Consider the following 18,827-nt stretch of genomic DNA (forward strand, 5'->3'; position numbering starts at 1 on the left):
ATCTAACCTTTATTGGGATTACACCGAACGAGCCAGCTCTTCCGCCGCTTTTTGCACTATATCCGGCGTCAGCTTGTTCAAACAATCCGTGTGCCCCAACGGACATTCGCGCTTGAAACAAGGCGAGCAATCCAAATTCAAGCTGACGATTTTCGCCTTTTGGCTGAGAGGCGGCGTATGGTCAGGGCTTGATGAACCGTAAACCGCAACCAATTTCCGATCAAGCGCGGCCGCAAGGTGCATCAGACCGCTGTCGTTGCACACGACCGTATCGGCGCAAGACAACAAATCAATCGCCTCCGAAAGATTGGTTTTGCCGCAAAGATTGGTACACAGGCCGTCTGAAAGCCGGTTGATTTCATCTGCAATATCGAAATCTTTTTGCGAACCAAACAGCCAAACCTGCCAACCCTTAGCCAAATAGCGGCGGCCGAGTTCGGCAAAATGACGCGCAGGCCAACGCTTGGCCGGGCCATATTCCGCACCGGGACAAAATGCCAAAATCGGTTTATCCGTCGTCAAACCATGTTTTACCAAAGCGGCTTGACGGCTTTCGGGATCAATCGTGAAACAAGGATTATCGGAATGCCCGTTAAAATCCGCTTGGGTCGGATGCGCCAGCGCAGTATAGCGGTCGACCATCAGAGGCAACGCGGCCTTATCCAACTTGCGGATATCGTTCAGCAAAAAATAGCGCGACTCGCCGACGTAGCCCGTACGCTGCTTGATGCCCGTAGCCAAGGCAATAATGGCGGATTTGAGCGAACCGGGCAAAACAATCACTTGATCATAGCCTTCTTTTCCCAATTCACACCCGATACGCCAGCGTTTTTTCAATTCCAACGCACCATGTCCAAACGGGTTTTCCATCACACGGTTGATTTCAGGCATACGCTCAAATACGGCCATCGACCATTTGGGCGCAAAAGCATCAATGGTGCAGCCGGGATGCAGCTCATGCAAACGGCGATAAAGCGGTTGGGTCATGACGCAGTCGCCAATCCAGCTTGGGGTAATAATCAGGATTTTTTTGGACATAATGGAATGTGTTTTTAATTTTGGCTTATTGTAATACGATTTTTAAAAGGCCGTCTGAAACTTGGTTTAATCGCCCGGAACAAAACTAACTATTTGATACATGTCATTTCAACAGATGTACTCTGGTTTGAGCGCATGAAGCGTTTGTCTTCCCAATTTATCTGGTAAATTCTACAAATACCCAACCTGAGACAACAGACCGAACGGCGGCAAGCAATATTCTCTTCATTTTTAAAACTTTATAAAAACAGAAAGGCCGTCTGAAATATTTTCAGACGACCTTTTTATAGTGGTTTAACGATGGTAGTTAGGCGCTTCTTTAGTGATTTGTACGTCGTGAACGTGGGATTCGCTCATACCGGCAGAAGTGATTTCCACAAATTCTGCTTTCTCGTGCATTTCAGCAATATTGGCGCAACCCAAGTAACCCATGCTGGAGCGCAGACCGCCGGTCAATTGGTGGATGATGTTCACAATCGGGCCTTTGTAAGGCACGCGACCTTCAATGCCTTCAGGAACATATTTGTCTGTGCTGTCGGTTTTGTCTTGGAAGTAGCGGTCGGCGGAGCCTTGGCTCATTGCACCCAACGAACCCATGCCGCGGTAAGACTTGTAAGAGCGGCCTTGGTAGAGTTCGATTTCGCCCGGTGCTTCTTCCGTACCGGCAAACATACCGCCGAGCATGACGCTGTATGCACCTGCTGCCAGAGCTTTGGCAATATCGCCGGAGAAGCGGATACCGCCGTCGGCAATCAGGGGAACGCCTGTACCTTTCAGGGCTTCGGAAACATTGTGAATCGCAGTCAGCTGAGGCACGCCCACGCCTGCCACGATACGGGTCGTACAAATCGAGCCCGGGCCGATACCGACTTTAACGGCATCCGCACCGGCGGCCACCAAATCCAAAGCGGCTTGGGCAGTCGCGATATTGCCGCCGATGACTTGAATGTGCGGATAGGTTTCTTTGACCCAGCGCACGCGATCGATAACGCCTTGGCTATGACCGTGGGCAGTATCGACTACAATCACGTCCACACCGGCTTCTACCAATGCTTTGACGCGCTCTTCGGTATCGCCGCCGGTACCTACCGCAGCACCGACGCGCAGACGGCCTTCGGCATCTTTGCTGGCATTAGGGAATTCGGTTGTTTTGAGAATATCTTTAACGGTAATCAGACCTTTGAGTTCGTCTTGGTCGTTCAATACCAAAACGCGTTCCACTTTGTGCGCATGCATGATCTCGCGTGCTTCATCAATGCTGGTACCTTCAGGAACGGTAACCAAACGGTTGCGGGGGGTCATGATGGCAGAAACAGGCAGATCGACACGGTTTTCAAAACGCAGGTCGCGGTTGGTCACGATACCGACCACTTTGCCGTTTTCAACAACAGGCAGACCGGACATTTTACGTTTGCGTTGTGCGCGCATTTCCAATACGTCGCGGATCAATGCGGTCGGCGCAACGGTAACGGGATCTTTCACCACGCCGCTCTCATGGCGCTTCACTTTGGAAACGGCACGCGCTTGCAACTCCGGCGTCATGTTTTTATGGATAATGCCGATGCCGCCTTCTTGAGCCATAGAGATGGCCAGACGCGCTTCGGTAACGGTATCCATTGCAGCAGAAAGTAGAGGGAGGTTGAGCGTGATATCGCGGGTGAGTTTGGTTTGAAGTTTGACATCTCGAGGCAGCACGTTTGAGTGCGCTGGAACCAACAAAACGTCGTCGAAAGTATAGGCTTTTTCTACAATACGCATGATGCTCGGTCTTTCAGTTTGTGCAAGATGCACGGCATTATATCACACCGGCTTGATGCTAACATTGGCAATACATGTTTTAACGTTATTTTTTTACATGATTTGATCTAGCGTACAAAAATATGCCAACGCATTGCAGTTTCAAGTAAAATAAGCCGCATGAGAACATCATTTACATAAGGGAAACCCATGAAATCTTCCGTACTCAAAACCTGTCTGATAGCAGCCCTTCTCTCTTCCGCCGCCCTGACCGGTGCGGCCGAGGTGTACACTTGGAAAGGCGCATCGGGCAACAGCTATTCCGATACGCCAAACCGCCTGCAACCGAAGCGTTCCGGCGTGGTCAACATCCGCACGCACAACGTCAAACCTGCCGTTGCGCCTGCTGCGGCGGCATCTGAGCCGGTTGCCGAGCAACCCAACGAACAGGTTGCGGAACAAAACAAACAAATTGAAGAACGCAATAAAAAAATCGAAGAGCAAAACCGCCAAAACAAGCTGGAAAACTGCAAAATCGCCAAAATCAACCGCCAAGTCGCTGAAAGCGCACGCTTGGCCAATCGCGACAGCCTGATTAAACAATACCAAAACGACGTCAATAAATACTGCAATTAAGTTCTCGAATATCAATATCAAAAAGGCCGTCTGAAATTTAATTTCAGACGGCCTTCATTGTTCAGTCCATCAATAATACAGTTGAACCAACAACAAACCGAAAGCCAGACTAAATGCCATGCTCAACAAGCCCGGAATCATGAAGCTGTGGTTGAAGATGTATTTGCCGATTCTGGTTGAGCCGGTTACGTCAAAGTCGATGGAAGCGATAATCGGACCGTAGTTTGGAATGAAGAAATAACCGTTTACCGCAACAAATGTGCCGATGATGATGGGCGCAGGAATACCCAGTTTGATGGCGATTGGAAACAGTGTCGCCACCGTCGCGCCTTGGCTGTTGACCAAGACCGACAAGACAAACAGGGCGAAGGCAAAGGTCCACGGTGCAGATTCGACCAAATGGCTGACGGTCGATTCCACTTCTGCCAAGTGGCCGTTCATCAAGGTATCGCCCAACCAAGCCACGCCAAACACTGCAATCACGGCACGCATACCGGCGTGGAATACCGAGCCTCGGGTAATCGCATCGCCATTGGGCTTACACGCCAAAATAATCAGCGCAGAAGCAGACAACATCACAATTTCAATCGTATGCGCCATGCCCATAGGCTTGATCGCGCCATCGTGTTCAAAAGCCGGACGCAACTCAGGCAGCGCACCCATCACAACCACCAGCAATGCCGCAGTCAAGAAAATACCGACCGACAATTTGGCTTTCGGCGAAATGGTGACATCGGTTTTTTGCTCCTCCACATCGATGTATTCTTTCACATAGTTCGGGTCTTTCAACAAAGCCTGATAATGCGGATCGTCTTTCAATTCTTTGCCCAGTTTGTTTACGAACACGCAAGCCAAACCAATACCCAAAATCGTGGATGGAACGGTAACTTTCAACACATCCGCCATCGTGATGTGTTGCGGCTCAAGCATGGAGACGCAGGCAACAACGGCAGCGGCAATCGGGCTGGCGACAATCGCAAATTGGGAAGCGATAACCGCCATTGTCAAAGGACGGGAAGGACGGATGCCATTGCGGCGGCTGACCTCGGCAATCACGGGTAAGACCGAGTAAGCCACATGGCCCGTACCTGCCAACACGGTGAAGGTGTACGTTACCGCCGGCGCGATAAAAGTGATGTATTTCGGATTGCGGTGCAACACGCGCGTGGCAATTTTAATCATATAGTCCAAACCGCCGCTGGCCTGCATGGCCGCTGCGGCAGACACTACCGCCATAATCATCAGCATAACATCAATCGGCGGGCTGGTCGGCTGAAGATGGAAACCAAAAGACAATACGGCCAAGCCGATACCGCCGAGCACGCCCAAACCAATACCGCCAACCTGCGCACCAATCAGGATACACAGCAGCACAACGGCAAACTGGATAAAAAACATAGTTGACATCACAACTCCCAAAATCCGGCCTTCGCCGAAATAAAATTACAAACGGTTGGATTATAGAGTAAACCCTCTTCCCTAACCATACTTTACCTAATTATACATACTGATCCACATCAAATAAATAATATTCTCATTTAACTAATAGACTCATCAAAAGCACAAAAAAAGCCGTCTGAAGATTTTCAGACGGCCTCTATGATTCAGATGAAATGATAAGGCTATTTTCCGGCTACTTCTTCATCTTTTATAAAATCTGATACGCCATGAACACAGCGGATTTTGCGTTCTGACAAGGTTGCCTCCAACAAAGCATCGTTTTGCGGCAAGGAATCGCGTTCCGCCTCATTGTGCCAGAGGTGGTACGCAATACCGGCAAATTTCAAATTATGGCGTTTCATCCCATTATGATAGCAACGGGCGACAAATTCGCTGTCTTCCCTGCCCCAACCGACAAAGCTATTGTCAAACCCGTTGACGGCCAGCGCATCGCTGCGGAAAAAGCCCATATTGCAGGTTTTGATGCCTTTGTGTTTGCGGTTGCCTTTGCGGCCTGCCAATTTGGCCAAACAACGGCAGCGCAGGGCGGAAAGCCGTTTTTCTATTCCCGAGCTAAACATAGACAAGGCAGGCAAATCGCCTTCATCCAAAATATCCTGCGTTTTATCCTCAGTCAAAATCACGCGGGAACCCTGTATCAGACGGCCTTTGCGGGCAATCTTCAAATGATCGGCGATAAAAGACGGATCCAAAACCATATCGCCGTCAATCAACACAATATAATCGCCTTTCGCCTGCGCCAGCGCACGGTTGCGCGATTCGGCGGCACGAAAGCCTCTATCCGGCTGCCATGAATGCTTGACCGGAATACTTGCCCTGCGGCGGATAAAATCAACCACTTCGGCGGTTTCCTGCCTTGAGCCGTCATCCGCGACAATAATCTCATCCGGCAGACGGGTTTGCGATAAAGCCGATTTCAACACCAGCTCCAGAGCATCGGGACGATTGTAGGTAGTGATGATGAGGGAGACAGTTATCGTGCGGTTGCGCTCGTAGAGTTTGACATATTTGTAATACGAACCTTGCGCGTTGGACACCGAAATCGTCAGCCCGTCCGCCCCATAGGCAAAACCGCGTTTGAGCAGGTAATTTTTCACAAACGATACGCCGCCATGCAGCAAAGCCTTAAACGGCGAACTGTCTTTCTTAAAGCGGTTTTCTTCCGCATACAGCGAGCTGTACTGCTGCATTTTTTGAATCAGCCCTTCGGCGTTTTCAAAAGAATAATGTTTCAGACGGCCATCAAGTTGTTTAACCTTGGCTTCCTGTGGCAACACCAAAGACTCATGCACCTGACGGTCGGAAAAACGGGTAAATCTGCGATGGTAAAGGCGCGGAATAATATCCGGATACCAGCCGCAGCCTTTGATCAAGCGGCCGTGGTAATGGTTCAGACGGGAAAGCGAAAAAATATGTTCCTTCTCATTTTCCAAAACGGCCGCACGAATGGCTTCAATTAAAGCCTCATCCGCCACTTCATCGCTGTCTATGCTGAAAATCCAATCGTTTTGCGCCAGCCTGGCCGCCAGATTTTTCATCGGGCCAAACCCGATAAACTCATGCTTGTAATAGCTGACATTGGGAAAGCCCTTGGCAATTTCAAAAGTACGGTCGGTCGAGCCGTTGTCCAACAGCAGGACTTCGTCAAAGTCTTTCAGCGCACTCAAAACTTCTGAAAGATAACGTTCTGAATTTTTTACCAACATGGCGGCGGTTGCCGGAATTGTGTGCATCATAAAAAGGCCGTCTGAAAAAGGAAGCTGTATTTTAACCGATATACCGCTACAATATGTCCTCCTTTTTTCAGACGGCCTGACTCATGCAGCTTATTCTTGCCCCCATGCAGGGGCTGGTGGACGATGTGATGCGCGATCTGTTGACACGCATCGGCGGATTTGACGAATGCGTCAGCGAATTTGTCCGCATTACGCACACGGTCCACTCACGCGCCACTTGGCTTAAATATGTTCCCGAAATCGCCCATGCCAACCGCACGCCGGCCGGCACGCCCTGTACTGTCCAGCTTTTGGGCAGCGATGCGGAAAACATGGCCGTCAATGCTTTGGAAGCCGTGCGTTTCGGCGCGGACAAAATCGACCTCAACTTCGGCTGCCCCGCGCCGACGGTCAACAAACACAAAGGCGGCGCGGTCTTGCTCAAAGAGCCCGACTTGATTTACCACATCGTCCGCACCCTGCGCCAACGCCTGCCGCAACACATTCCGCTGACTGCCAAGATGCGGCTCGGTTATGAAGACAAAAGTCTGGCATTGGAATGCGCCTCCGCGATTGAAAATGGCGGCGCATGCGCGTTAACCGTCCACGCGCGCACCAAGGTCGAAGGCTACGAGCCGCCGGCACATTGGGAATGGGTGCGCAAAATCCGCGATGCAGTCAGTATTCCCGTTACCGCCAACGGCGATGTGTTCAGCCTTCAGGACTATCTCGACATTAAAACCGTCAGCGGCTGCGACAGCGTGATGCTCGGGCGCGGCGCGGTTATCCGTCCAGACTTGGCGCGGCAAATCAAGCAATATGAAAACGGCGAAACAGTGAAAGACACCGACTTTGCCGAAGTCTCCTCATGGATAGTCCAGTTCTTCGACTTATGCCTTGCCAAAGAGGCCAACAACAAATATCCGGTTGCCCGTTTGAAACAATGGCTGGGCATGATGAAAAAAGAGTTTGAACAGGCGCAGGTATTGTTCGACCGTATCCGCGCCATCAAAGAAGCGGATGAAGTAAAACAGATTCTGCTGTCGTTCGAGCAAGAGATGCATTCATGATTCAAAAAGGCCGTCTGAATTTCAGACGGCCTTTAATATGATTACTGACAAATATAATCAGCCAACAGTCTGCCTTTTTCCGCACTGGCTGCATTGGCCATATTCACATGCCTGGTCTCAGGGCCATTCTTGGATTTCAGGGCTTCGCCATATTTTCTGGCAAACTCTTTATTGGCACTGGTCACCCTTGACGCGGTAGAATCCAATATGAACTCGTCCCGCAGATATTTGCCTTGCGCCGTAATAATCAAGATATTTTCAAGCGAAGGATAATCCGGAAAATTGACATAGTTGGTAACCAGCTTGTAGGAAACGCCTTTGCCGTGTTTCATATCCTGACAGATGCCGTTAGGCGCGGTAAAGACAGCATGGCCGATCCGGCCGCGTCCGAAATCGTAAAAATCGATTCTCTTCGCAGAAGCCAACAGTTCTCTATCGTTGCCGTCATTGATATTTAATGACTTGCCGTTTACCAAAAACAGGGTGGGCAACAAGGGGTTGCCATGAGAGGCTTCCAAATTATATGCTTCGCCCAACAGCTTGCCCTGACGATACACCGTCAAGACAGGCTTTTTCAGACCATTTTCCGGATTGCCGGTTTTCTTAAAAGAAATCTTCTGAACCACATTGCCAAATTCATAATAAGGTCGCGACTGCACACCTGTTTTCGTATCCTGCAGGGCGCTCCAGCTACCGTCCGTCGCTTGGGCGCATGCAGTCACGGCAGCAAACAGAATACCCGATAGTAAAACTTTAGAATGTTTCATTCATAAACTCCTTCTCAAGTAAACAAAAAAACGGATGTGTGCCTTTACTGCTTATTTTTGTTTCTTTCTTTATTAAAATTTTAGAACTATTGTACTAACTTAGCAAGGGATTAAAGAACAGGCCGTCTGAACATTCAGACGGCCTTGATTAACATCAATTCTTAAGAAGCCAAAACGCGGGGGAACAAAATCTCATTTTCCAAATGGATGTGGTCTTTCAAATCGTCCACCATCTCTTTGGCCAATGCGTACAAACGGGCCCAGCTGCCGCAAGCGCCTTCAGGAAGCTCAAAATTATTGGTCAATTCTTCCAAACGCGCGATGGCCTGATCGTGGTCTTCGTGTTCATGCATCATCACGCTGATGGGCATGGCCGCGCCGCGACCCACACCCTGATTAATCATCGGGAACAACATGCGCTCCTCTTTCATCATGTGCATCAACAGCTCGTTTTGCATATAGGCCAACAAATCAGGTACTTTGGCAGGAAAAGTGTCGGCATGAACCTGCGCCACTTTTTGCGCCAGCGGAACCAACTCTTCAAACTGGGCACGGTGGACATTGTGGTAACGCTGCAGGATATGGTCGATGGTAGAATTGAAAGGTGCGGTTTCCCAAACGGTAAAGTCGGTCATGGCTGTGTTCCTTTAAAGATTGATATTGGATGAATGTTAGGCATAAGGATACACGCTGCTTGCGGCTTTGTATAGTTTTTTAATTGCTTAATTAATTGATAATAAAAGTTATTTTCAAAATTAAAATGCCAAACAGGCCGTCTGAAACATAAAGTCAAAGTTTCAGACGGCCTGCCCTTTTCTTAAATAATCCAACGATATAAGGCAATCATTACCGGCATGGTTACCACACAAAGCAAGGTCGTCAACCCATAAATGGCACTGGCTTTTTGGGCATTTTTGCCGTAAACAACCGCCATTTGGGTAACTGTCGAAGCGGCAGGCGAAGTCGTTGCCAAAAAGCTGATTAACACAACCGTATCCGCATGCGCATCATGATGGGCAAAACCGCAGGCTTTAACGGCGAAAAGCAATAATACCGGAATCAAAATCAGCCTTAAAAAAGCAACGAGATAAAGCCTCGACGTCCACACAATCGAACGCAACGGCAAAGAGGCCAGCAGCATACCCGCCACCAACATGGCAACCGGGCCAATCATACTGCCCACCGTCGCCAAAGTATTATCGACAATGTGCGGCAGCTTGATTTGAAAGGCAAACATCAGCAGCCCGACCAACATGGATAAGATGTTGATATTGGTGAAAATGGTTTTCCAAGCCACATTGCCGCGACCGCAAATCAACAGGCGCAGATGCGTCCAAAACAAAAACGTCTGCACCAAGATAAAACCGGTGGTGTAAATCACCCATTCCGGCCCGAAGACCGACATTACCAAAGGAATAATCAGGTTGCCCGAATTGCTGTACACCGTCGCCGCGTGTTCGAGCGCATCGAGTTTGAACAAGTGTTTAAACACCCTGCCCAAAACAATCAGCACTATATGAAAAAACACCGCCAGCATAACGGAAAGCTTCAGCCCTTCGATAATCTGCGGCGCATTGTCCATCTGAAAAGCATGAATCATGACGGACGGGCTAATTAAATAAAGCGCAATGACGGAGAGCGTGTAGCTGTTTTCCGATTTCAACAGCCCGGCCTTCACCAAAGCCACGCCCATCAAAACAATCAGCGTCAGCTCGGTAATTTTTCCGGCAAGCAGAAAAGAGGTTTCCATAACAAAAAAAGCGGCAAAAACGTTGATTTTACGCTTCTACCGCTTGGCATGCCAAATTCAGACGGCCTGAAGCCTTTTTCCAACAACCCGACATAATTTGCCCTACCGCAAAGCAAACCAATATAAATCTGTCCGTATATCCGCTATAATCAGCCATTTTCTTTAAACAGGAAACATCATGTCCCCCAGCCGTTTCAATCAAACGGGCCCAAAAATCGGCCTGAGCGTACGCCTTGCAGAAACCCAAGCTGAAATCGAAGCCGCCCAAAGATTGCGCTATCAGGTTTTTGCCCAAGAATTGGGTGCGGAAATCGAAAGCAATGACGGCCGCGATGTCGATCCTTATGATGAGCATTGCCACCACCTGCTCGCGTTTGACGATGCAACCGGCGAAGTTATCGGCTGCTACCGCCTAATTACCGAAGAAACCGCAAAAAAAGTCGGCGGCTGGTACAGCGAGCATGAATTCGACCTTGAGCCTTTGAAAGACATCCTACCGCAAACCGTCGAACTCGGCCGCGCCTGCACCCACCCGGACTACCGCAACGGCGGCTTGGTCATGCTGTTGTGGACCGGCTTGGTCAAATTCATGAAAGACGAAAACCTGCGCTTTATGATTGGTTGCGGCAGTATCGAAATGCGCGACGGCGGCAGCGATGCGGCCGGCCTGTATCATGCCTTGAAAGGCAAATACCTTGCTCCGGAACAATGGCGCGTCAAACCGCTCAACCCGCTCAAATGGGACAACATCACGCCGTCTGAAAACCCGCCCGTGCCCGCACTGATCAAAGGCTATCTCAAAGCAGGCGCGTGGTTTTGCGGCGAACCTTGTGTCGATGAAGCGTTCAACTGCGCGGATGTGCTGATCATGATGGACATCAGCCATCTTTCCGACCGCTACTTGCAGCGTTTCGCCCCTAAAACCGAGTCATAATAAAAGGCCGTCTGAAACTTCAGACGGCCTGCCTCATCTTTTATAAAAACACACACAATGACCGCCAAAATCCGTTTTATCTTCCGCCTCCTTTGCATTGCCGGCTGCCTTTTGTACGGCATGGCCGAAATGTTTTTTCTGTTTCCCTTTTACAGCAGCAAACGCAAACTGCGTGCGATCCAATTATGGTCGCTGCGCGTGCTCGCTTCCTGCGGCATGAAACTGCAAACTTTCGGCACGCCGCCGCAAGAAGGCCGCGGCCAAATGCTTATCAGCAACCATATTTCATGGTTGGACATTATGGCGGTCAACGGCGCTTTCCCCGGCCGTTTCGTGGCTAAAGACGATGTGGCCAAATGGCCTGTGGTCGGTTATCTTGCCACGCAAGCGCAAACGGTTTATGTCTCGCGCAACCGCGGCATCAAAGGCAACTCCGCCAAAATCGCCGGCGTGACCGAAGCGCTGAAAAACGGCGATACCGTCACCATTTTCCCCGAAGGCACCAGTACCGAAGGCCGTGAAATCCTGCCGTTCAAACCCAGCTTTTTTCAGACGGCCTACGATGCAGGCGTACCGATTATTCCGGCACTCTGCCGCTATCCGAATCCGGACGGCAGCAGCCCCAATCCGCACACTGCCTACTACGGCGACATCAGCCTCTGGCAATCTATCTGCATGGTCATCAGCCAGCCTTCCAGCACGGTCGAGCTGCATTTCCTTGATCCGATTGAAGCGGGAGAAGACCGCTACGCTACCGCACTTCAAGTACACGCCCTGTTGAGCGAAAAGCAAAAACAGTTGGGCTGATCAAACAAAAGGCCGTCTGAATATTCAGACGGCCTTTTCCATTATCTTATGCCTTAAGATGAATATTGCACCGAATCGCTACCGCTTTTCTTTTGAATAAATTCGATTTTGTAGCCGTCCGGATCTTCGACAAACGCAATCACAGTCGTACCGTGTTTCATCGGACCGGCTTCGCGTACCACTTTGCCGCCCATTTCTTTGACACGTTCGCACGCGGCGTAAGCATCATCGACTTCAATCGCGATGTGGCCATAAGCATCGCCCAAGTCGTAAGACTCGGTATCCCAGTTGTGGGTCAGTTCCAAAACAGTATGGTCCGCCTCATCGCCATAACCGACAAAAGCCAAAGTAAAACGGCCTTCAGGATAATCGCGGCGGCGCAGCAATTGCATGTTCAATACGTTTTGATAAAAATCCAAAGAGCGTTCGAGATTGCCGACACGCAGCATAGTATGAAGCAAGCGCATGATTTTGTTCCTTTCTGAATTATGTTTGGTCATGAATTATAACACATCGGGCACCATCCTCTTCAGCCTCAAAATACCGACACTGAAACTGCATAAAAATGAAGCGTACACCCTGCCGTCATTTGAATTTCATGTATTAACAAGCACACCGACTGACTAAATTGCTATAATCGCCACACTTACAACACAACACTTCAAACCGCCATGAAAACCTTTGTTCTTCCCGATACCCGCCCTTATCCGCAAAGCCCTATCAAAAACCACCTTCTGCTCAATGCCTATCAGCTGGCGCACAACTCCTCCTCCGCATCACGCAAGCTTTCGGCCGGCCAACTGCAAACCGAAATCCGCACCATGCTCAGCCAAAACCATTACATCAACCTTTCATTGGCAATGACCATGGCGCCCGATGTCGGCACTTACACCAGCCTGATTCAAAGCGTGGGCGAAGTCCTGAAGGCAGAAAACGATAACGAAGCCCAATGGTTTGCCCTGCCTGTCGTTTTGGTTGCCGGTTGCAAAAAAGAACAAACCCTGCCGCTTACGCTGCCTACCGAAGCCCTCTTCGCCTGCCTGCAAAACTACCCCAACCTGCGCGCCCTCACGCAAAACACACAATGGCTGCCTTACCTCGTCCAATCTACCGACTTGAGCAGCGTTACCCCGGGCGAATGGTTCCAAGCCAAACAAAACGATGAAGCGGCAGGCGCATTCCTGCAAAAATTCGAATACAAACCATTGACGCTGCCCGAAGGTCAATCCGTCCATGTTGTTTACGCGCTGGGCTACGGCGATAAAAGCATTCAGACAGCCTTGGGCCTCAACCTGCAACAGGCAGGCCTGCCGCTGATGCAGGTTTGGCAAGAGCATCTCGCCCTCGACGGCGTTACCCTCTTTACCAACCCGCTCTCGCCCAATACGCCGCTTGACGCGCTGACTGAAGGCAGCCATACCCGCCAACGCATGGCCATGGACGTTTTTGCCACCAACGCCATCCGCGCCATCCGTATGCAAAGCCCGCGCGTCGGCGTTGTTGCCGCAGCCAAGGCGGACGGCAAGCTCCAGTTCAGCTTCAACGCGACCGACAGCGCGTTTGAAATCGTTCCGCAGACCTTCACTTGGGAGCTGGCCTCAACCGACAATATCGCCATCGTGCTGCAAAACTTCCTCGACCTGATGGCCGAATGCCGCATCGAGCACCTCTACCTGCTGCACAACCCACTGGGCGAAAACGAAAACATCCCTACTTATGCCCAAGCGTTGAAACTGGAAGGCCACAATCCTTTCTTCAGCAATGTAAACTAAATTGAAAATGCAACACGCAAGGCCGTCTGAAAACGGTTCAGCGCGTTGCATTGAATTTCAAACCTTACCGCTCATTTTCACAAACATGAAAACCCACAAAATCCTTTTCGTCTGCCTCGGCAACATCTGCCGCTCCCCCATGGCCGAATACGTCCTGCGCCACCGCGCCCGCGAAGCAGGCATGGGCAATGCCGTCATCACAGCCAGCGCAGGCACATCAGGTTGGCACGACGGCGAAAACATGCACGAAGGTACGCGCCGCGTGCTCAAACAACACGGCATCGACCCGTCAGGCTTTACCAGCAGCAAAATCAAACCCAGCGATGCCGAACATTTCGACTACATCATCGTGATGGACGACAACAACCTCAGAGAAACCGAAAAACAGCTCGGCTTCCACCCCGGTAAAATCTTCAAACTGACCGACCTTATCCCCGATTCAGGCTACAACCACGTTCCCGATCCGTGGTACACAGGCGACTTTGACGAAACCTACCGTCTGGTCGATGCCGGCAGTTTGGCCTTGTTGGAAAAATTGAAACAGGCTTAAACCGGCTGGAACAATAAAAGGCCGTCTGAACAGGTATCCGCAAAAGCCATGCTTTCGTGATGACCTGTTCAGACGGCCTTTATTAATCACCGCATCAACCCACGCGGTAAAACGCCAGGCTGCCCAATAAGTTCGGCAGATGTTTGACCTGCCGGTTGCCCGTCATGACCGCACGCTCAAGTACGCGGATTTTGTTTTTGGCACACAGCAAATCAAAGTCTTTGAGGGTACACCAATGGATATTGGGCGTATCGTACCAATGATACGGCATCCGCTCGGAAACCGGCATATGGCCGCCGATGGCGATTTGAAAGCGGTTGCGCCAGTAGCCGAAGTTAGGGAAACTGACAATAGCCTGTTTGGCCACGCGCATCAGGCAGCGCAGGATTTTTTCCGTGTTCTGCATGGCTTGAATGGTTTGGCTCAAGACAATCACATCAAAGCTTTGATCGCCAAACGCCGCCAAACCCTCTTCCAAGTCGGCCTGAATAACATTTACACCGCGGGTCATGGCGGCAATCACGCTGTCGGTATCGATTTCGATGCCGTAACCGGCGCAGTTTTTATGCGCCACCAGCGCGGCCAGCAGCTCGCCGTCGCCGCAACCTAAATCGAGTACGCGGCTGCCTTCGGGTATCCAATCGTAAATGAGTTGCAAATCGTCGCGCAGATTCATTGTTGGCAGTCCTTGTAAACGTTGTTCATGTAAGCGGTAACCGCGCGGATATAGGCTTCGTCTTCCATCAAGAAGGCATCATGGCCGTGATTGGATTTAACTTCGATGTACTGCACGGATTTTTGCGCGGCGATTAATGCCTTGACCAATTCATGCGAACGTTGCGGCGAGAAGCGCCAGTCGGTGCTGAAGCTGGCAACGAAGAATTTGGCCTGCACATTTTCCACGGCGCGCGTGAGGTTGTGGCCGTAATCGGCGGCCGGGTCGAAGTAGTCGAGCGCCTTGGTCATCAGCAGATAAGTGTTGGCATCAAAACGGCCGACAAACTTGTCGCCTTGATAGCGCAGATAAGATTCCACTTCAAATTCAACGCCGTAGCCGTACTGATAGCCGTCTGATTTTAAAATGCGGCCGAATTTTTTACCCAAACCGTCTTCGGCAAGATAGGTAATGTGCCCCATCATACGCGCGATACGCAAACCGCGTGAAGGAACGGTATGATGGCTGCGGTAATTACCTTCGTGGAAATCGGGATCGGTCAAAATGGCCTGACGGGCAACATCGTTAAACGCGATGTTTTGGGTGGAAAGTTTAGGTGCGGAAGCGATAACGAGCGCGTGGGCAACGCGTTCGGGCAAAGAAATCGTCCATTGCAATGCCTGCATGCCGCCCAAGCTGCCGCCGACAACGGCCGCCCATTTTTGGATGCCGAGATAATCGGCAAGCATGGCTTGGGACTTCACCCAGTCTTTGACGGTTACAACCGGGAAATCCGCACCATATTCGCGGCCGGTTTCAGGATTCTCGGACAAAGGGCCGGTGCTGCCGTCGCAGCCGCCCAAGTTGTTCAAACCGACCACAAAAAAGCGTTCGGTATCGATGGGTTTGCCGGGGCCGACCATATTGTCCCACCAACCGGCGTATTTATCCTCCGCACTGTGCTTGCCGGCAACATGATGATTGCCTGATAAGGCGTGACAGATAAGGACGGCATTGCTTTTGTCGGCATTGAGTGTGCCGTAGGTTTCAATCATCAGGTCGAAACGAGGTAAGGTTTTGCCGTTTTCCAGAGCAAGCGGTGTGTCAAACGGAATTTTCCGGGGCGTTACAATGCCCACTGAGGCATTTGTTGTCATTTGTAATTTCCAAGTGATGCGGCAAAAGGGGTATTATAACGTTTCGTTTTTGTTTTGTGCATGAGGCTTCAGACGGCCTGCCCTAATTAGAGGCAATATTTTTGGGAGGATATGGAATGATAGGCAGGCTTTTGCGATTCTTTTTCTTTTGCGCCATCGCGGCATTGATTGTGAACCGTCTGTTCAGCCGCCAACAAAAGCGCACCATTCGGGAAATCGCCAAAATCAGCGCGTGGGTATTGCTGGGGGCGGCCGCGGCTACACTGTTTTGGTATCTAATGATGCTGTTTTTCAAGCATATTCCTAATTCTTATTGAAATAAAATATAAAAGGCCGTCTGAAAACCTTAATCCAGCGTTTTCAGACGGCCTTTTGATATTCAAACTTAAAACAATTCTTCCGGAATCTTGCAAACCGGAATCGGATTGACTTTGTGCTGCATGGCTTTGTGCAACCGGGTATAGATTGCTAAAACTTCGCGCTGTCTGCCTTCAAAATCTTCAGGCTTGTGGCTGCCGTACACGCTCATCGCCCATTCGAGTTCGGGATAAGATGCACCCATTTGCTCTTCATCGGTACGCTCGGTATCCCAAAGTCCGTCTGTCGGTACGGCTTTTTGAATGTCTTCCGATACGTCCAGCTCGGCAGCCAACGCGTACACTTGAGTCTTGGTCAAATCGGCAATCGGGCTGATGTCCACGCCGCCGTCGCCGTATTTGGTGAAGAAACCGACGCCGAAATCTTCAATTTTATTGCCCGTCCCGGCCACCAGCAAACCATGCAGCTGACCGTAATAATAAAGCGTCGTCATGCGCAGGCGGCTGCGTGCATTGGCCAGTGCCAGCTGTTTGTTGGGAAATTCGGTTTCGCTGACGTCAACGGTATCGGCAAACGTATCGAACGCCGGAGTCAAATCAACGCTTTGCGCTTTTACGTTAGGATAACGCTGTTTCAGACGGCCCATGTGTTCTTGCGCGCGGTTAACTTGGTCGGATTTCTGACGAATCGGCATTTCCAACAACAAAACCGACAAACCGGTTTGCGCGGCAAGGGTGGAAACCACGGCAGAATCGATGCCGCCGGATACGCCGACGACAAAACCTTTGGCACGCGCCTGCTCGGCGTAATCTTTGAGCCATTGAACGATATGGCGGATGATGGCTTGGGTTTGCATAGGGATAAATGTTCGCTTCAAATAAACCGAATGATAGCCTGATTTGCACTTACCTGAAAGACGACAGGGTATAATGTTTCTTTTATTTCTTGCACACACACCATGTCCAAACCCATTCTTTTGCGCTGGCTCGCCGTCTGCCTGATTCCGCTCGCCACCCTTTTGTGGTTTGCCCTCAACCCGCCCGAAGACAAAACGCAACACCTCATCAACGGCATTATCCTTGCCTGCGAAGCCACGTTCCTATTTAAATTCGTCCTCTTTGACGTCATCAAACACCACCTCAAACAAGAGCCTGAATTGAAACGGCAAAGCATATGGATGTTTATTCCGATTGTTTTGCTGATTGTTTATTTGTTCCACTATTTCGGCGCATTCTGATGTTTTCAGACGGCCTTGGGCATATTTTTCCATGAACACTCCCCTACCTTATACCTGCTGGATTTTCTGCAACGTCATCGACAACTTCGGTGACATCGGCGTTTCATGGCGGCTGGCGCGTATTTTGCAACGCGAACTCGGCTGGCAAGTGCATTTATGGACAGACGATTTCCCGTCCCTTCAAGCACTTTGCCCTGATTTGGCCTCGATTCCCAATATCCATCAAAGTATCGGCATTCACGCGTGGCAAGCCGACCATGCCGAAGATACTGATACCGCCCCTACTCCCGACATCGTCATCGAAACCTTCGCCTGCGAACTGCCCGACAACGTTCAATCCATCATCCGCCGACACCGACCGCTTTGGCTCAACTGGGAATACCTCAGCGCGGAAGACAGCAACGAGAGGCTGCACTTAATGCCCTCACTCCAAGCAGGCGGCATACAGAAATATTTTTGGTTTATGGGTTTCAGCGAAAAAAGCGGCGGCCTGCTGCGCGAACGCGATTACGCCGAATCTGCCCGCTTTGATACGGAAACCTTACGCCGACAACTCAAACTTCCCGCAAAAAACGCGCCCGAATGGCTGCTTTTCGGCTATCAAAGCGATATTTGGGCAAAATGGCTGACCATGTGGCAACAGTCTGACCAACCCATTACCTTGCTGCTTGCAGGTACGCAAATCATCGCCAGCCTGAAAAACAGCGGCCTAGTGCCGCAAAACGCCCTGCTTGAAGACGGCGATGTGTATCAGAGCGGACACGTTACCCTAATCAAAATCCCTTTCGTTGCCCAACAAGATTTCGACAAACTGCTCAACCTTGCCGACGGCGCCGTCATACGCGGCGAAGACAGCTTTATTCGCGCCCAGCTCGCTGGAAAACCTTTCTTTTGGCACATCTACCCGCAAGAAGAAAATATCCATCTCGACAAGCTGCACGCGTTTTGGGACAAAGCGCATCAGGTTTATCCGGATGTTGTCGCCACGGCACACCGCCTCCTTTCCGACGAACTCAACAACGGCGAAGCACTCAGCGACAACCAACGCCTGCAGGCATGGCAAACCTTGACGGCACATCAAAACGAATGGCGCCAAAGCGCGGCAAAATGGCGGGACGGACTTTTTGCCCAAAAAAGTGCCGTCGAAAAACTTGCCGCCTTTATTTCAAAGCACAAAAAAATACGCTAAAATAGCGCGTTTTATTACAACCGATTTGATTGGA

General features: G+C 50.5%; 20 protein-coding genes. 9 read left to right on the plus strand and 11 right to left on the minus strand.

Annotated elements, in window-relative coordinates; translation table 11 throughout:
- Positions 1–18 precede the first annotated feature (18 nt).
- Positions 19–1,038 carry a lipopolysaccharide heptosyltransferase II gene (gene waaF, locus FOC66_RS04610; protein WP_003747112.1) on the minus strand — a complete coding sequence of 340 codons (1,020 nt, stop codon included), beginning with the start codon at positions 1,036–1,038 and terminating at the stop codon, positions 19–21.
- A gap of 294 nt (positions 1,039–1,332) precedes the next feature.
- Entirely contained in the window at positions 1,333–2,796 is a 1,464-nt protein-coding gene (gene guaB / locus FOC66_RS04615) for an IMP dehydrogenase (RefSeq protein ID WP_003747113.1), read from the minus strand.
- Between the two features lie 189 nt (positions 2,797–2,985).
- On the opposite strand from guaB, the gene FOC66_RS04620 reads away from it, so the two are divergent.
- Positions 2,986–3,411, plus strand: a complete 426-nt coding sequence (locus tag FOC66_RS04620; protein ID WP_003747116.1) for a DUF4124 domain-containing protein — start codon at positions 2,986–2,988, stop codon at positions 3,409–3,411.
- 69 nt (positions 3,412–3,480) lie between these two features.
- Here FOC66_RS04620 and FOC66_RS04625 read toward each other — a convergent pair whose 3' ends face one another.
- Positions 3,481–4,809, minus strand: coding sequence for an anaerobic C4-dicarboxylate transporter family protein (locus FOC66_RS04625; RefSeq protein WP_003747117.1), 1,329 nt, complete (start codon positions 4,807–4,809; stop codon positions 3,481–3,483).
- A 224-nt stretch (positions 4,810–5,033) separates the two neighbouring features.
- Entirely contained in the window at positions 5,034–6,608 is a 1,575-nt protein-coding gene (locus FOC66_RS04630; RefSeq protein WP_003747120.1) for a glycosyltransferase family 2 protein, read from the minus strand.
- An 83-nt stretch (positions 6,609–6,691) separates the two neighbouring features.
- Between FOC66_RS04630 and FOC66_RS04635 the strand changes: the two genes are divergently transcribed.
- Complete coding sequence (locus FOC66_RS04635; RefSeq protein WP_003747122.1) at positions 6,692–7,657, plus strand: tRNA dihydrouridine synthase; 966 nt, start codon at positions 6,692–6,694, stop codon at positions 7,655–7,657.
- A 41-nt stretch (positions 7,658–7,698) separates the two neighbouring features.
- On the opposite strand, the gene FOC66_RS04640 is transcribed toward FOC66_RS04635, so the two are convergent.
- The 3 genes from FOC66_RS04640 to FOC66_RS04650 all read right to left on the minus strand — a co-directional run bounded on the left by FOC66_RS04640 (position 7,699) and on the right by FOC66_RS04650 (position 10,174).
- On the minus strand, positions 7,699–8,424 hold the full coding sequence (locus FOC66_RS04640) for a hypothetical protein (RefSeq protein WP_003747125.1): 726 nt from the start codon (positions 8,422–8,424) through the stop codon (positions 7,699–7,701).
- 161 nt (positions 8,425–8,585) lie between these two features.
- Positions 8,586–9,059, minus strand: a complete 474-nt coding sequence (gene dnrN, locus FOC66_RS04645; protein WP_003747126.1) for an iron-sulfur cluster repair protein DnrN — start codon at positions 9,057–9,059, stop codon at positions 8,586–8,588.
- A gap of 182 nt (positions 9,060–9,241) precedes the next feature.
- Entirely contained in the window at positions 9,242–10,174 is a 933-nt protein-coding gene (locus FOC66_RS04650) for an AEC family transporter (RefSeq protein WP_003747128.1), read from the minus strand.
- Between the two features lie 178 nt (positions 10,175–10,352).
- Here FOC66_RS04650 and FOC66_RS04655 point away from each other — a divergent pair, with 178 nt between their 5' ends.
- Both FOC66_RS04655 and FOC66_RS04660 read left to right on the plus strand, forming a co-directional pair.
- Positions 10,353–11,108: a GNAT family N-acetyltransferase gene (locus FOC66_RS04655; protein ID WP_003747130.1), complete on the plus strand. Its 756-nt coding sequence runs from the start codon at positions 10,353–10,355 to the stop codon at positions 11,106–11,108.
- Positions 11,109–11,165: 57 nt separating this feature from the next.
- Positions 11,166–11,915 carry a lysophospholipid acyltransferase family protein gene (locus FOC66_RS04660; RefSeq protein WP_003747133.1) on the plus strand — a complete coding sequence of 250 codons (750 nt, stop codon included), beginning with the start codon at positions 11,166–11,168 and terminating at the stop codon, positions 11,913–11,915.
- 53 nt (positions 11,916–11,968) lie between these two features.
- Here FOC66_RS04660 and gloA read toward each other — a convergent pair whose 3' ends face one another.
- Positions 11,969–12,382, minus strand: coding sequence for a lactoylglutathione lyase (gene gloA, locus FOC66_RS04665; protein ID WP_003685011.1), 414 nt, complete (start codon positions 12,380–12,382; stop codon positions 11,969–11,971).
- A 204-nt stretch (positions 12,383–12,586) separates the two neighbouring features.
- Here gloA and FOC66_RS04670 point away from each other — a divergent pair, with 204 nt between their 5' ends.
- Positions 12,587–13,687: a hypothetical protein gene (locus FOC66_RS04670; protein ID WP_003747136.1), complete on the plus strand. Its 1,101-nt coding sequence runs from the start codon at positions 12,587–12,589 to the stop codon at positions 13,685–13,687.
- 85 nt (positions 13,688–13,772) lie between these two features.
- Positions 13,773–14,237 carry a low molecular weight protein-tyrosine-phosphatase gene (locus FOC66_RS04675; protein WP_036493856.1) on the plus strand — a complete coding sequence of 155 codons (465 nt, stop codon included), beginning with the start codon at positions 13,773–13,775 and terminating at the stop codon, positions 14,235–14,237.
- A gap of 94 nt (positions 14,238–14,331) precedes the next feature.
- Here FOC66_RS04675 and metW read toward each other — a convergent pair whose 3' ends face one another.
- Together metW and metX are read right to left on the minus strand one after the other, a co-directional pair.
- The gene (metW, locus tag FOC66_RS04680; RefSeq protein WP_003747140.1) at positions 14,332–14,913 is read right to left on the minus strand and encodes a methionine biosynthesis protein MetW; all 582 of its coding nucleotides are present in this window, start codon (positions 14,911–14,913) and stop codon (positions 14,332–14,334) included.
- Positions 14,910–16,049, minus strand: coding sequence for a homoserine O-succinyltransferase MetX (gene metX, locus FOC66_RS04685; protein ID WP_003747142.1), 1,140 nt, complete (start codon positions 16,047–16,049; stop codon positions 14,910–14,912). The genes metW and metX overlap by 4 nt, the downstream gene beginning before the upstream one ends.
- 116 nt (positions 16,050–16,165) lie before the next feature.
- Here metX and FOC66_RS04690 point away from each other — a divergent pair, with 116 nt between their 5' ends.
- The gene (locus tag FOC66_RS04690; protein ID WP_003747144.1) at positions 16,166–16,366 is read left to right on the plus strand and encodes a protein MIGRI; all 201 of its coding nucleotides are present in this window, start codon (positions 16,166–16,168) and stop codon (positions 16,364–16,366) included.
- Positions 16,367–16,434: 68 nt separating this feature from the next.
- Here FOC66_RS04690 and nadE read toward each other — a convergent pair whose 3' ends face one another.
- On the minus strand, positions 16,435–17,223 hold the full coding sequence (nadE, locus tag FOC66_RS04695) for an NAD(+) synthase (protein ID WP_003747146.1): 789 nt from the start codon (positions 17,221–17,223) through the stop codon (positions 16,435–16,437).
- A gap of 102 nt (positions 17,224–17,325) precedes the next feature.
- Between nadE and FOC66_RS04700 the strand changes: the two genes are divergently transcribed.
- Both FOC66_RS04700 and earP read left to right on the plus strand, forming a co-directional pair.
- Complete coding sequence (locus tag FOC66_RS04700; protein ID WP_003747149.1) at positions 17,326–17,604, plus strand: hypothetical protein; 279 nt, start codon at positions 17,326–17,328, stop codon at positions 17,602–17,604.
- 31 nt (positions 17,605–17,635) lie between these two features.
- The gene (gene earP, locus FOC66_RS04705) at positions 17,636–18,793 is read left to right on the plus strand and encodes an elongation factor P maturation arginine rhamnosyltransferase EarP (protein ID WP_003747151.1); all 1,158 of its coding nucleotides are present in this window, start codon (positions 17,636–17,638) and stop codon (positions 18,791–18,793) included.
- Positions 18,794–18,827 lie beyond the last annotated feature (34 nt).

The organism is Neisseria mucosa (assembly GCF_013267835.1).
Lineage (GTDB): Bacteria > Pseudomonadota > Gammaproteobacteria > Burkholderiales > Neisseriaceae > Neisseria.